The organism is Maritimimonas sp. 2304DJ26-3 (assembly GCF_056591635.1).
In genome coordinates this window covers 47,112-62,223 of sequence record NZ_JBWQOK010000004.1, presented here as the reverse complement: position 1 = coordinate 62,223, position 15,112 = coordinate 47,112, and the positions used below count along the sequence as shown (strand labels likewise).

The 15,112-nt window shown below is 33.3% G+C and carries 8 protein-coding genes and 1 tRNA gene; 4 read left to right on the top strand and 5 right to left on the bottom strand.

Features of this window, described 5'->3' with window-relative positions:
• Positions 1-59 precede the first annotated feature (59 nt).
• Complete coding sequence (locus AC1EUV_RS11920; RefSeq protein WP_480198944.1) at positions 60-890, top strand: universal stress protein; 831 nt, start codon at positions 60-62, stop codon at positions 888-890.
• Between the two features lie 29 nt (positions 891-919).
• Here AC1EUV_RS11920 and AC1EUV_RS11915 read toward each other — a convergent pair.
• Positions 920-991 (bottom strand) — tRNA-Gln (locus tag AC1EUV_RS11915).
• Positions 992-1,161: 170 nt separating this feature from the next.
• On the opposite strand from AC1EUV_RS11915, the gene AC1EUV_RS11910 reads away from it, so the two are divergent.
• Together AC1EUV_RS11910 and AC1EUV_RS11905 are read left to right on the top strand one after the other, a co-directional pair.
• The gene (locus AC1EUV_RS11910; RefSeq protein ID WP_480198943.1) at positions 1,162-4,305 is read left to right on the top strand and encodes a glycosyltransferase family 117 protein; all 3,144 of its coding nucleotides are present in this window, start codon (positions 1,162-1,164) and stop codon (positions 4,303-4,305) included.
• A gap of 10 nt (positions 4,306-4,315) precedes the next feature.
• A complete protein-coding gene (locus tag AC1EUV_RS11905) occupies positions 4,316-4,942 on the top strand; it encodes a polysaccharide deacetylase family protein (RefSeq protein ID WP_480198942.1) in 627 nt (208 codons plus the stop codon).
• On the opposite strand, the gene AC1EUV_RS11900 is transcribed toward AC1EUV_RS11905, so the two are convergent.
• Together AC1EUV_RS11900 and AC1EUV_RS11895 are read right to left on the bottom strand one after the other, a co-directional pair.
• Positions 4,939-5,235, bottom strand: coding sequence for a thioredoxin family protein (locus tag AC1EUV_RS11900; RefSeq protein ID WP_480198941.1), 297 nt, complete (start codon positions 5,233-5,235; stop codon positions 4,939-4,941). The genes AC1EUV_RS11905 and AC1EUV_RS11900 overlap by 4 nt on opposite strands.
• 141 nt (positions 5,236-5,376) lie before the next feature.
• Positions 5,377-6,615, bottom strand: coding sequence for a metallophosphoesterase (locus AC1EUV_RS11895; RefSeq protein WP_480198940.1), 1,239 nt, complete (start codon positions 6,613-6,615; stop codon positions 5,377-5,379).
• Between the two features lie 106 nt (positions 6,616-6,721).
• On the opposite strand from AC1EUV_RS11895, the gene polA reads away from it, so the two are divergent.
• Positions 6,722-9,553: a DNA polymerase I gene (gene polA / locus AC1EUV_RS11890; protein ID WP_480198939.1), complete on the top strand. Its 2,832-nt coding sequence runs from the start codon at positions 6,722-6,724 to the stop codon at positions 9,551-9,553.
• Position 9,554: 1 nt separating this feature from the next.
• Here the strand turns inward: polA and AC1EUV_RS11885 are convergent, their stop codons facing one another.
• Both AC1EUV_RS11885 and AC1EUV_RS11880 read right to left on the bottom strand, forming a co-directional pair.
• The gene (locus AC1EUV_RS11885; RefSeq protein WP_480198938.1) at positions 9,555-12,320 is read right to left on the bottom strand and encodes a DUF5916 domain-containing protein; all 2,766 of its coding nucleotides are present in this window, start codon (positions 12,318-12,320) and stop codon (positions 9,555-9,557) included.
• 107 nt (positions 12,321-12,427) lie between these two features.
• Complete coding sequence (locus tag AC1EUV_RS11880) at positions 12,428-15,103, bottom strand: DUF5916 domain-containing protein (RefSeq protein ID WP_480198937.1); 2,676 nt, start codon at positions 15,101-15,103, stop codon at positions 12,428-12,430.
• Positions 15,104-15,112 lie beyond the last annotated feature (9 nt).

Here is a 15,112-nt window from a genome sequence, read left to right as displayed (position 1 = left end):
AACAAGATTGTATTGTTAATATTACTATATTTATAGAGCTAACATTAAATCAACTAATTATGAATCGAATCTTAGTTCCTGTTGACTTTTCCGATCAGGCAAAATACGCATGTAAAGTTGCTGCTAGTATTGCCAATAAAACAAATAGTGAAGTTATTTTACTACATATGTTTGATGTACCTTCTGAAACGATAGATCCAGGAAATTCTAGCGGTTCTAGTAGCGGTGCTCAAGCTATTTATTATATGAAAGGAGTACATAAAAAGTTTGAAGAATTTATGGCATTCCCGTTTTTTGAAGGATTAGTGGTTAAAGAAGATGTTCGATTTCACAAAGCCTTTGAAGGTGTTATTGAAGAAAGCAAAAAGCTAGATGTTGATTTAATTGTTATGGGTTCTCAAGGGGCTACTGGCCTAAAAGAAATGTTAGTAGGTTCTAATACAGAAAAAGTGGTTAGACATTCTCATATACCGGTTTTAGTTATTAAAGAAGATATTGATAGTTTTGAAGTAAAGGATATGGTTTTTGCTTCAGATTTTAGTGATGAAAGCAAAAAAACTTTCCCTACAGTTTTAGAGTATAGAGATCTTTTTAATGCAAAACTTCATTTACTATATATCAATACCATTCACAAATTTGAATCTACTAAAAAGTCGAACGAGCGATTATATAAATTCATTGATAATTATGAGCTTAGCAATTATACTATGAATGTATATAACGATACTACTATAGAGGAAGGTGTTTTAAATTTTTCTAGAGAAATTGATGCAGATGTTATAGCCATAAATACACATGGTAGAAGTGGTTTGTACAATTTATTTAGTGAAAGTATTAGTAAAGACTTAGCAAACCATGCTTTACGACCAGTAATGACTTTTAAAATATAAAAAAGCCCTCATAACTGAGAGCTTTTCTGTTGGCCCACAAGGACTCGAACCTTGAATGTCGGTACCAAAAACCGGTGTGTTGCCAATTACACCATGGGCCAATGCGGGTGCAAATTTAATTCAATCTTTTTATTCAGCAAATTTTTTTATAAAAAAATTCAACACCAACTTTAACACAAATTTAATAAGTGTATCCAGCCTTACACACAATAATTCACCAGCTTTAATCGATAATTATTAGTAAATTCGCCCACAGTACAAAAATGAATTCATGAACAACTTCAATTATAAAAAGTTAAACATTATTTTAGGATGGGTGGCTTTTGCAATTGCACTCATTACATATACATTAACATTAGAACCAACAGTAAGTTATTGGGATGTAGGGGAATATATCTCTACTGCTGTGAAATTAGAAGTAGGGCATCCACCAGGTGCACCTTTATTCCAAATGCTAGGTGCCTTTTTTGCAATGTTTACTAGTGACGTTACTCAAATAGCAAAAATGACAAATTTTATGTCTGCCTTGGCGAGTGCATTTACAATTCTATTTTTATTTTGGACGATTACCGCGCTGGCTAAAAAAATTGTTGGTAGAACAGAAGAATTATTAGATGGAAAAACAATTGCAATTTTAGGAAGTGGTTTGATTGGTGCTTTAGCTTATACATTTTCTGACAGTTTTTGGTTTAGTGCTGTTGAAGCAGAAGTATATGCTATGTCATCTTTTTTAATGGCTTTGTTATTCTGGTTGGGTCTACGTTGGGAAGCTGAAATGGATGAACCCCGTGGTCATAAATGGTTATTGCTTATTAGTTTTGTAGTTGGGTTATCTTTTGGTGTTCACATTTTATCTTTATTGGTAATTCCGTCTATCGTTTTTATCTATTTCTATAAAAAGTATGATAATATCACATCAAAAAAATTCATAATTGCAAACATAGTTTCTGTACTAGTACTTGTGTTTGTGTTTAAATTCTTATTCCCATATACACTATCATTTTTTAGTGCGTCAGAATTGTTCTTTGTTAATTCAATCGGGTTACCATTTAATTCTGGTAGTATCATCGCTGGAATTATTTTAATTGCGGCATTTTATTTTGGTATTCGTCACACTCGTAAGAAGAAATTGTTCAATACCAATTTGATCATCCTTTGTTTACTATTTGTTATGATCGGGTTTTCTTCCTGGTTAATGCTACCAATCCGTGCAAATGCAAATACAACAATCAACGAAAATAATCCTTCTAGTGCTCGAGAATTACTAGCATATTATAATCGTGAACAGTATGGTGATGCTAGTATTTTTTATGACTCTTATTATTCTGAAACACGTCAACAAGATCCAAATGATCCGTACAGAGATGATAAACCTAAGTACGAAAAAGACAAAAAAGCTGGTAAATATGTAATTGTAAATAGATATAAGAACGCATTACCAAACTACACAGATAAACACAAAGGGTTTATACCTAGAATGGTAGATCCATCACCAAGCGTAGTTGCAAATTATAAAGCTGTTGCGGGGATACCTCAACGAAGTAAACGTAGACCGACTTTTGCTGAGAACTTAAAATTTATGTTCGACTATCAGTTCGGTTATATGTATGGCCGTTACTTTATGTGGAATTTTGTTGGACGTCAAGATGACATTCAAGGTAATTTAGATAATCACGGTAATTGGATAAGTGGCATTAGTTTTATTGATAATTTTCTAAGAGGCTCACAAGATAATTTACCTCCAGAAATGGCAGATAATAAAGGGCGAAATACATACTATTTCTTACCTCTTATTTTAGGATTAATCGGTTTATTGTTCCATATAAAGTTTGATAAAAAGAGTTTTTACGTCTTACTACTCTTCTTTGCTTTTACAGGATTAGCTATTATCTTCTATACCAACCCGAAACCATTTGAACCTAGAGAACGTGATTATGCTGTTGTAGGCTCCTTTTATATTTTTGCTATTTGGATAGGCTTTGGTGTACTTGCATTATTTGAACAGCTCAAAGATAAATTGAACCCAAGGATAGCCGCGCTCACTATAACTGGGGTATCGCTATTAGCAGTACCCATACTAATGGGTTTCCAAAACTGGGATGATCACGATCGTTCAGGTCGCTGGGCAACGCATAATAACGCAAAGGCATACTTAGATTCTACAGATAAAAACGCCATCATGTTCACCATCGGTGATAACGACACATTCCCTTTATGGTATATGCAGGAGGTTGAAAACTACCGAACAGATATTAAATTAGTAAATACAAGTTTATTTGCTACAGATTGGTATATAGATCAACAAAAACGCAAAACATATGATGCCGATCCTATTCCTTCTGAATTAACACATAATGAATATAGAACAGGTACTTTAGATGTAGCTTATCATATACCTATTGAGTTAAGAAATGTTGCAGTAAAAGATACTATCAATTTATTTGAAGGAGATTCTACAAAGGAAAAACCATTTGAAAATAGAGTAGATATCGATTTCTTTATGAAATGGTTAAAAAGTGATAACCCAAGAACATTTATTGATTTTGATGAAGATGGAAACCCTGAAAAGATCTATCCCACTAATAAATTACGATTGTATGTTGATAAAGAAGCTGTATTAAAGAATGGTATTGTAGCTCCAGAAGATGCAGATAAAATCTTACCATATATCGATTTTGACATTGATGAAAACGGTTTGACTAAAAACAGAATTTTAATGTTAGATGTTCTGGCTAATACTAATTGGGAACGTCCTATTTATTTTACGGGTGGTGCGCATGCAGCAGAAGAGTATATCTGGTTAAAAGACTATCTACAATTAGAAGGTTTGGCATATAAGTTTGTCCCTATCAAAACGCCAAGTACTTATGCAGATGGGCGCCCCAGAAGCATATTAGATATTGGTCGCATCAATACAGACATAATGTACAATAACGTTAAGAAATGGGATTGGAAAAATTCGAACAGTGATGACATTTATGTAGATGTAGAAACACGTAAGAATGGAATCTCTTTTAGAAATAATTTAGTTCGTCTAGCGGAAGCCCTGATAAAAGAAAATAAAAAGGTTAAAGCCGAAGAAATTTTAGATTTATCAATCGAAAAAATGCCGATTGCTCGTTACGGTCACTTTGGAATGGTCTTAGGGTATATTGAAAACTATTATAAAATAGACAAAAAAGAAAAAGCTCAAAATGTTGCCAATACACTGGTTAATATTTTTAGAGATCGCCTTGATTATTATAGTAGTTTAGACAAATATGGTATTGCAAAAAATTATGATGACATAGAAACTACACTTATTATGTATAATAATGTAGTTGCAACAGCTGATGAATTCGATGAGCCTTTTGCTGATGAATTAAAGAAAGGATATATCGAATCTGTAAAGATGTTTGAAGGTCTATTAGAATAACCTACAATTAGTGCTGGTAAAAACTCCATGGATTTTTAAAAAAGTATTTCCGAACTATGTTTGGAACATAACTAATAAAAATTCTAACGAAAAAGCTTTATATCTCACTTTTGATGATGGACCAACACCAGAAGTTACTGAGCAAGTATTAAATATTTTAAAGAGTTACAATGCTAAAGGTACTTTCTTTTGTATTGGTAACAATGTATCGAAAAATCCATTTATTTTTAATCAAATTGTTAAAGAAGGGCATGCAATCGGTAATCACAGCTACTGTCATTTAAAAGGTTGGAAAGCCAATATTCAAACTTACATTGATGATGTTCAAAAAGCCAAAGAGAAAATAGACTCTAAGCTGTTTAGACCCCCATACGGAAAAATAAAAAACTCACAAGCAAGACAACTAAGAAAATTAGGCTATAAAATTATTATGTGGGATGTTTTGTCCTATGATTGGGATTCGAGCTTACATCCTGAAAAAATAGTTGAAAATGTAATAAACAACACCAAATCTGGCAGTATCATTGTATTTCACGATAGTAAAAAAGCTTCAAAAAATGTATTGTATGTGCTACCAAAAGTGCTTGAGTATTTCAGTAAAAAAGGTTATATTTTTAAAAAAATAAGGGCTCTCTAAACGTACTGCTGTACTAAACTAATGAGTGTATTCGCATCTTGTTCACCAGACTGCCGCCATTTCATTTCGCCATTTTTATAGATAATAAAAGTAGGGTTGCCTTTTATACGTAATGCATTAGCCAAAGTCTCATTTTTATCAATGTCTATTTTGATAACCTTAGCTTTATCGCCAAGTGCAGCCGCAACATCTCTTAGCACAGAGTGAAGACTTGTGTTATTTTCATTCCAATCAGCATAAAAATCGATCAACGTTGGAATGTTCGAATTAATTAATTCGCCAAATTTTGCCATAAGCATGAATTTTATTTAGACAATAACATTTGGGCTAATAATACTATCTACAAGCAAATATAATATACTTTTTTATTAATCAAACCGTTTTTATAGCTCTTTTTCAACAACTTACTTAAGGCCATTTTAACTAGCTATTGATTAAACCATTCCTTTTTGCTTTTTCTTTAGGGTAATAACACTAATTTCTGGCCATATACCAACTCGACCTGGATATGCCAAAAACCCAAAGCCTCTATTTACATTTATGTATCTACCAGCTTCTTCATAAATGCCCGCCCAATGCTTGTAGCGCCACTTAACGGGGCTCCACTTAATCCATCCAGGAATTTCAATACCAAACTGCATTCCATGAGTATGACCACTTAATGTTAAATGGTATTTTTTCTCATCTTTTCTCACCTCTTCCTCCCAATGACTTGGATCATGACTCAGAAGAATTTTAAAATCATCTTTTTCAACGCCAGACGATGCTTTCTGTAAGTCACCAACTTTTTTAAATCCACCAGCTCCCCAATTTTCAACACCAACCAATACAATTCTGTCGCCATCTTTTTCTAAAAACCGGTGCTCATTCAACAAAAGATCAAAACCAATTTCTTTTTCGATATCTTTTAGTTTATCCATGTTTTGAGCCTTTGCTTCTTCACTTTCCCATTGAACATAATCTCCATAATCATGATTTCCTAGTACAGAAAACATTCCTTTTTTAGCATTTAGCTTTTTAAAAGAATCTAACCATGGCAACATTTCGTCTGCACGATTATTTACCATATCTCCTGTAAATAAAATAATATCAGAATCTTGCTGATTGATCAAATCAATACCGTATTCTATTTTCTTTTTATTGTCAAAACTTCCGCTATGAATATCTGATATTTGAGTTATCTGAAATCCATCAAAAGCATTTGGTAAATCGTCAAACTCTAATGAATATTTTAAAACCTTGTAATTGTATTTTCCTCTATACATTCCGTAAAGTAAAGAAGTAAACGGTATCGCGGCTAAGCCCAATGCAATTTGACTAATAAATTTACGTCTAGACGGAAAATAATTGCCTTCAGCTGCTTTTCCTTCAGTGGCCATTCTATATAAAGCTTGTGGCACACGAATAATATCTTCGCCAAACATAAAAATAACAATGAGCAGTTTAGGCACCATAAGCGTTAAGAAAAATCCAATAGAATTATTTACCGAAGTAGTTAATCCAACACCACGATTATAAGTTACCATTTGATATACAAAATTACCGATAATCAAAACTGTTATTAACCAATAAATAAAATGCAACCACTTATTTCTAAAAGTTGTTTTAAATGCTTGAAAAGCATAAAAATCAATAACTAAATAAATGGTAATAAAAATAATCCAACGAAGCATACCTCAATTTTTGTAAAATTCTAACAAATATAAACCTAAAACAAAGAATCTATTTTAACATCCTGTTAAAGTTTCGTAGCTTTGATTCTCTTATCAACTTTCACTCATGTCAGAACAAAAACGTCTTTTTTTACTTGATGCATATGCTCTAATTTTTAGAGGCTATTATGCATTTATAAAGAACCCAAGAATCAATTCAAAAGGTATGGATACCTCAGCTATTTTGGGTTTTACAAATTCATTATTAGATGTAATAAAACGTGAGCGACCAGATCATTTAGCGGTTTGTTTTGACAAAGGTGGTAGTGTAGACCGTGTTGAAATGTTCGAAGCTTATAAAGCAAATCGAGATGAAACACCTGAAGCTATTAAAATTGCTGTTCCATATATAGAGCAGATTTTAAAAGCCATGCATATACCTATTATTGTAAAGGAAGGTTATGAAGCCGATGACATTATAGGTACGTTGGCGAAAAAAGCTGAAAAGCAAGGCTATAAAACGTTTATGGTTACACCAGACAAGGATTTTGCCCAATTGGTATCAGAAAATATTTTTATGTATCGCCCTCGCTTTGGTGGCGGCTACGAAACTTGGGGTATTAAAGAAGTGCAAGAAAAATTTGAAGTCGAAAGACCCGAGCAAGTCATAGACTTTTTAGGAATGATGGGAGATTCTGTAGACAATATTCCTGGTTTACCTGGAGTAGGTGAAAAAACAGCAAAAAAGTTTATTGGTCTTTATGGAAGCATGGAAGGGCTACTAGCTAATACTCATGAATTAAAAGGAAAAATGAAAGAGAAAGTAGAAGCTAATAAAGAATTAGGCTTACTTTCTAAAGAACTAGCAACAATAATGCTTGATGTTCCTGTAGACTTTCATGAAGAAAATTTTGAGCTTTCAAAACCAGATATAGATTCTGTAAAAGAAGTTTTTACCGAATTAGAATTTAGACGTTTAACCGAAAATTTTATCAAAACTTTTGGTACAGAAACTAGCGATGCGCCCCAAACAAAAATAACCGAAATTAAGCCTAAAAAGGCAGTTCCTACTAACGGTCAATTTGATTTATTTGCAACACCAGGAGCAGGAGCTGTTACACAAGAAGCTGCTGAAACAACTGGTTATAAAACTATTGAGAACACATCTCATTTTTATCAATTTATTAATACTAAGCTTTCAAGAAAGTTATTACTTGAAAAGTTACTCAAGCAAAAATCTGTTTGTTTTGATACCGAAACTACCGGATTAAAAGCTTTAGAAGTTGAACTGATTGGTATTGCATTTTCTTGGGAAAAAGGCAAGGGTTATTATGTGGCATTTCCAGAAGATCAAAAAGAAACGCAAACCATCCTCGAAGAGTTTAGACCTTTTTTTGAAGACACATCTATTGAAAAGATAGGGCATAATTTAAAGTATGATATTAAGGTGTTATCAAATTATAATATTCCTGTAAAAGGAAAATTATTTGACACAATGATCGCTCATTATCTGATTAACCCAGATATGCGTCATAATATCGATGTGCTCTCTGAAACATATCTAAATTATCAACCTGTTTCTATTACAGAATTAATTGGTAAAAAAGGTAAAAATCAACTCTCTATGCGTGTGGTTCCTTTAAAAGATCAAACTGAATATGCTATAGAAGACGCTGACATTACTTTGCAACTAAAAGAACACTTTGAAAAAGAATTAACCAGTGGAAAAGTGACAAAATTATTTGATGATGTTGAAATTCCTTTAGTATCTGTATTAACCGCTATGGAAATAGAAGGTATAAATATTAATACCGAATTTTTAGCTTCGCTTTCTTTGGATTTAACCGATGATATAAATAGGCTTGAAAAAGGTATTTACGAGCAGGCAGGAGAAGAATTTAATCTATCATCGCCTAAGCAATTAGGTCCTATTCTTTTTGATAAATTAAAATTAGTCGATAAACCAAAAAAGACAAAAACGGGTCAGTACTCCACCGCCGAAGATGTGTTGTCATATCTAGCTAAAGACCATAAAATTGTATCTGATATTTTGGAGTTTAGACAATATAAAAAATTGCAGAGTACATATGTAGATGCTTTACCAAATGAAATAAATTCTAAAACTGGAAGAATTCATACCGTTTATGCACAAGCAGTAGCCGCAACAGGTAGATTAAGCTCAAATAACCCTAACCTACAGAACATCCCAATCCGTACTGAAAGAGGTCGCCAGGTAAGAAAAGCATTTATTCCTCGAGATAAGGATTATGTTTTATTAGCTGCCGATTATTCGCAAATTGAGCTTCGCATTATTGCAGCGTTAAGTGAAGAGGAAACCATGATAAAAGCATTTAAAAATGGTGAAGATATTCATGCTTCAACCGCTGCAAAGGTGTTTAATGTTACTATAAATGATGTTACTAGAGAACAACGCGGCAATGCAAAAACTGTAAATTTTGGAATCATTTATGGTGTTTCGGCTTTTGGTTTGAGTAATCAAACTTCTCTAACAAGAAGTGAGTCTAAAGAATTAATCGATACCTATTACAAAACCTATCCTAAACTACGAAATTACATGTCTGAATTAGTAGATTTTGCTAGAGAGAATGGCTATGTAGAAACTGTTCTAGGGCGTAGACGCTATTTAAAAGATATTAATTCTAGAAATGCTGTAGTTAGAGGTGCAGCAGAACGTAATGCTGTAAACGCGCCTATACAAGGTAGTGCAGCTGATATTATCAAACTTGCTATGATCAATATTCATGAACGTTTCCGTAAAGAAAACTTTAGGTCAAAAATGCTTTTACAAGTACATGACGAATTAGTTTTCGATGCTCATAAAGATGAATTAGACATTATTAAACCAATCATCAAATCCGAAATGGAAAACGCTTACAAGCTTGCTGTACCATTAGATGTAGAATTAGGTATTGGTGAGAATTGGTTAGAGGCGCATTAAATTACCTTCTAAATCGATAAGTCGCTTTAATTAAAAAAGTATTGTCCTTTTCTTGATCTAGAATTTGATTATTTAAATTTCTAAATAAGTGATTATTTGCGTTTCCAGAACCTGTAACACCTTGAGACCATACCAAGAAAACTTCAGAGCCAGGAATGTATTCCCAACGAACAACTAAATTTGAACGGAATTGAACAAAAGAAAAATCAGGGTTTCCGAATTCATAGTCAATATCACCTCCATTTTCATTAATTAAGTAAGTTCCATCTACTTCTTCTATCTCATTTGAGTCATATTGTACAAAGCGATCATATAGGTCATTCGCGGTAGGAGTTTTAGAAACATATTTAAAATCTGAATATCTACCTCTCGAAACAAAAGGTTGCCCATAATACTGAACTGTTAAATTAGGATTAACATTGTAATTTAATCTTATAGCTGCACTTAAGGTTTGCTGATCAATCTTTCCTAAAATGTATCGAGATTCGGTAACTGTTTCGCCATTTATAACTTGTTCAAACTCTCTCTCTGTTACATATTGGGTTTTGTTTGGATTCTTTTCATATTCTGGTGAAAACGATATACTAAATGAATTTATAGGTTGGTATGTTATACCAGCCTCTAACTTAAAGAAGGAAAAATTATTTTGTTTGGCTTGCGAATATATATAACCAGCTCTAAAGCTCAGTTTTTTAGTTTGATCAGAACCTGCAAATAAAAAGCTTATGTTTTCTCTTGAAAAACGCCATCTTGGTCCTCCACGCAATATGGTATTGGTATAAATTCTAGGTTTATGAAATACGGCGCCATCTAGCCACCAATTATTATTAAATCGTACAAATCCTCCTAAACGATACTGAATACGATTATAATTACCTTGAAAATCATAAGTGGTAAACATATTAATCCCAGTCCATATATTTCTAAAGGTTTTCGTTGGTTTTAATAACCTCCAATTTAACCAAGCATATTGACGTATTTCATCCGCTTGACGGAGAAAACCAATATCATTCAATTCTAATTCAGGCGAGCGGAAATTCGCACCAATTCCATAACGCCAATTGCCAGTACTTTGCTTACTAAATTCTAATTTACCTCCTGTTCCTGTTAAAGAAGTTCTATTAGGATCAATTTCAACATGTTCTGCATCTACTCTACCAAATAAATGTGTTAAAGAAGATTGGGTACGCTCAATGGCTTCTTTACTTCCTCTGACGTGACTAAATACCAAATTACCTTCAATATTAAATTTTCTATCTTTCCATTGATGTCTAAAATCAAGACCTCCTGTATAAGCAGCTTCTCGCAGGTAATTTAAATTATTTTCTTTTCTATCGATAGTAAAAGGATTAACAACCTCATCTTGAGAATTTGTGTATTCTTCATTATCTGAATCATAATCGAAACTAAATTGACTTCCTAAATTTCTATTTGTTGCTGTAAAAATACCTCCAACAAAAGTATTGCGATTGTTAAAATCTTTTTGAATTCTAGCTACCAAGTAATTTGTTAGTGGCTCAATAATAGCTTCTCTTCTTTGATCGGGAGAATCATAGTTTGCAACTTCAGCAATTTCTCTTGATGTCAAACTTTCTAACAACCCAATAGACCAACCATTTTTGGTTTTTCCACTAAATTTAGCTGCACCTAAAATAGTTGTATTCGCTTTTCTATCTATAAAATCGTTGCCATTTGTAGTAATTGATCCCTGCGGATTTCTACCTATACGCCTGGAGAAGAACAAATTATCCTGATTACCACCAAAACGGAAGTCAAAAATATTTTTATTCTCAACAAAAAATGGTCTTTGTTCTCTAAAAAACACCTCAAAACCATCTAAGGCAATTGCCGCTGGATCAGCCTCAACCTGTCCAAAATCTGGATTTACTGTTAAATCTAGTGTAAGGTCATTTGTAATTCCAATTTTAGCGTCTAGTCCTCCATTCAATGTGAAATCATCGCCATCACGAAAAGGGTTGCCCTCCTCTTTTGGGAAGGTGTCATATTGCAAAACCGTAAAAGGTTGTATTTCTAATTGTCTTTGAGGTACTAAACCTATTAATCCATGTAACTCGCCTGCTTCACTTATAAAGCCTGGGGCATCAACAGGAATTCGTTGCCACAAAGAAGTCTCATTATTTCTAAAAATTCTGCGAACAACGTTCAATCCCCAAATTTGTTCTTTAGATTTTCCGAAACGTAACTGACTTAAAGGTATCTTCATTTCGGCAGTCCATCCTTCACTATCAATATTTGCTTTTGTATACCAAACGGGATTCCAACTATCATCTATATTATCGCCATTATCAGTTGCTATTTCATCGCCTTTTACACCAGCTGCTGTAGTAGTAAATACAAAACCAGTTCGTTCATCATGATAACTATCTATAAGCACATTTACACGATCACCTACAAATCCATCTCGTCTAGACAAACGATTAATAATACTGTCTGGAGCTTTATCAAAACATTGAATGCCTACATATAGATTTTTGTCATCATAAACAATCTTAAAGCGTGTTTGAAAAGTTGGTGGAGTATTTTCGTCGGGTTCATTTTCTATAAAATCTGTTGCCCACTCAACCACATTCCAACCCTCATCATCAAGTTTACCATCTATTACCGGTACTTTGTCTGGTGTAACATGGTGAGTTGTGTAAATACGTTTAGGAACTCTTGATTTCTCATCTTCTTGAGCTAAAGAGAATTGAAAAATAATTAAACAAAAAAAAGCTAAATAACTTTGAATTAATCGGTTTATGAACATAGTGTATGGTTAACTTATGCCTCTCCATTCACCACCATTATGCGTTGGCAAGGTACTATAATGGTATCTTAACTTTTTGTTAATTCAACGCGTCAATTTGTTAAAGTTTATAGTCTAAAACGATAGGTTGCCTTAATTAAAAATGTGTTCTCTTTTTCTTGACCGAGAATTTGATTGTCAAGATTAGCTAAAAGATCATTGGATGGATTTCCATCTCCAGTTACTCCTTGAGACCAAACAAGAAATACTTCTGAGCCTGGAATATACTCCCAACGTACAACTAAATTCGAGCGAAATTGCACAAAAGAAAAGTCTGGCTTACCAAAAGAATAATCAGTAGTTCCATTTAAATTTTCATCAATAAGGTAAGTTTGTTCATCCTCATCGAAACTCATTTGAGTATCTGTAATTGGTTGAAATCTATTTTCAAAATCACTCGCTTGAGGGTTCGTTATGTATTTATAATTCATATACCTACCTCTTGACACAAAAGGTTGCCCCCAATATTGCACTGTTAAATTTGGATTGATTGTATAGTTAACCCTTAGGGAAGCACTTAGTGTTCGTTGGTCTATAGTAGCATTAATATATTTTATATCATTACCTACTTCAACATTTTCAACATATTGTATTTTATCACTGTTATGATTATACGATGGATTTAAAGATAACCTCAATGAATTTAATGGTTGATACGAAATGCCAAAATATACTCGATATCTATTTCGTGAATTATCGAAAGATCTATTTCCATTATGTCCAATATTGAATCGCACTTTTTTTCGATTATCTGTGCCAAGATTATTCCAAAAGAATATACTTGGCGTAAAACGTAGTCTCGGACCACCTCGTAAGGCAAAATTCGACTGATTTACACCTACATATGTGACGCCCAAATTACCAAACCAGTTATTCTTAAAATTTGCCCAACTATTTACATTAAACTGCAATAAATTATGATTTCCTCCAAAATCCCAAGCAGACCAATGATTATAATTTAAACCAAGCTGTCTAAAAATCGAAAACGGTTTTAAGAATCTATAGCCTACCCAAGTATAATGTCTTAAATCATCCGCTTGACGTTGAAAACCTAAATCATTCAATTCTAATTCTGGAGATCGCCAAGTAAAACCACTTTCAAAACGCCAATTACCTTGTGCTTGTTTACCTATTTGAATATTACCTCCTGTTCCCGTTAATGAGGTACGTTCTGGGTCATAATCTAAATAACTTGCTCCAACTCTTTGAAATCTATGTCTGAATGAATTTTGAGTATCTTGAATAGCTTCTTTAGTACCTTTAACATGACTAAAAACCACATTTCCGCCTAAATACCAAGCTCTGTTTTTCCATTGATGTTTGAAATCTAAACCTCCTGAATAAGCAGCTTCATGTAAAAATTCCAAATGCTCTGGTAGGTTACGATTGGTAGCCGTAAAAATACCTCCTATAAATGTATTCCGTTCGTTAAAATCCTTTTGTAATCTACCTACAAAATAATTAGTTAAGGGCTCAACAACCTCATCTCTTCTTGAAACAATTTCTCCATCTACCACCTCAGCAATATCGGCATATTCTTTTGCAGTCATACTTTCTAAAACACCTATAGACCAACCATTTTTGGTCTTGCCACTAAACTTAGCTGCTCCAAGTATTGTAGTGTTAACAGGTTGATCTACATATTCACCATCTACGGTATCTGGAAACCCTTGTGGGCTACGTCCTATTCTTCTAGAAAAGAATAAATTATCAGATCCAAATGTATCTCCTGCATTAGATCTAGAAAATTGGTAATTAAAAATATTATTATTTTCTACAAAAAATGGTCGCTGCTCCCTAAAGAAGACCTCAAACCCGTCTAATGCAATAGCGGAAGGGTCAGCTTCTACTTGACCAAAATCAGGATTAACAGTTAGGTCTAAAGTAAGATCATTTGTAATGCCAATTTTAGCGTCTAATCCTCCATTCAATTCAGAGTCTCTACCATCCCGAAAAGGATTGCCGTCTTCGCGAGGATAATTATCTGCTTTAGTTACGGTAAAAGGTTGTATTTCTAATTGTTTTTGAGGTTCAAGATCTATGAGTCCATGTAATTCACCTAATTCACTAATCCAACCTGGAGAATCTTGTGGCACACGTTGCCATAAAGATCTTTCTTCTTTTCTAAAAATTCTTCTATTTAATTGTAATCCCCAAATTTGCTCTTTAGCCTTTCCAAATCTTAATTGACTTAATGGTATTTTCATTTCGGCCGTCCAACCTTCGTTATCAATATTAGTTTTTGCGTACCAAACGGGATTCCAGCTAGAATCCCAGTTGTTACCATTTGCTGAAATAAATTCATCTCCTTTAACACCAGCCGAAGTAACATTAAATGAAAAACCTGTTCTAAGGTCATGATAACTATCAAAGTTAATTTCGATCCAATCGCCAGCAAATCCATCTCGTCTAGATAAACGGTTCACTATACTATCTGGTTGTTTATCATATAGCTTTACTGCTATATAAATGTTTTTTTTATCATAAACTATTTTGAATTTAGTTTGCTGATGTGGAGGTGTATTTTCGTCAGGTCTCCATTCTATAAAATCTCCATCCCACTCAACGATATTCCAGCTAACATCATCTAACAAACCATCGATCACTGGTGCCTTTTCTTGACCGAGAAACTTGGTTGTATATATCCTCTTAGTAATTATTTCTTTCTTCTTATCTTCTTTTTGCGAATGAACATTAAAAGACATAAGAAATGCAAAAAAACATAAGATAGGTAGATTTTTCATGCGGCTGCT

Bases quoted from the DNA above. Each gene is read 5' to 3' on its own strand.
- AC1EUV_RS11920 (WP_480198944.1), top strand. From the start codon at position 60: ATGAATCGAATCTTAGTTCCTGTTGACTTTTCCGATCAGGCAAAATAC.
- AC1EUV_RS11910 (WP_480198943.1), top strand. From the start codon at position 1,162: ATGAACAACTTCAATTATAAAAAGTTAAACATTATTTTAGGATGGGTG.
- AC1EUV_RS11900 (WP_480198941.1), bottom strand. From the start codon at position 5,235: ATGGCAAAATTTGGCGAATTAATTAATTCGAACATTCCAACGTTGATC.
- AC1EUV_RS11895 (WP_480198940.1), bottom strand. From the start codon at position 6,615: ATGCTTCGTTGGATTATTTTTATTACCATTTATTTAGTTATTGATTTT.
- polA (WP_480198939.1), top strand. From the start codon at position 6,722: ATGTCAGAACAAAAACGTCTTTTTTTACTTGATGCATATGCTCTAATT.
- AC1EUV_RS11885 (WP_480198938.1), bottom strand. From the start codon at position 12,320: ATGTTCATAAACCGATTAATTCAAAGTTATTTAGCTTTTTTTTGTTTA.
- AC1EUV_RS11880 (WP_480198937.1), bottom strand. From the start codon at position 15,103: ATGAAAAATCTACCTATCTTATGTTTTTTTGCATTTCTTATGTCTTTT.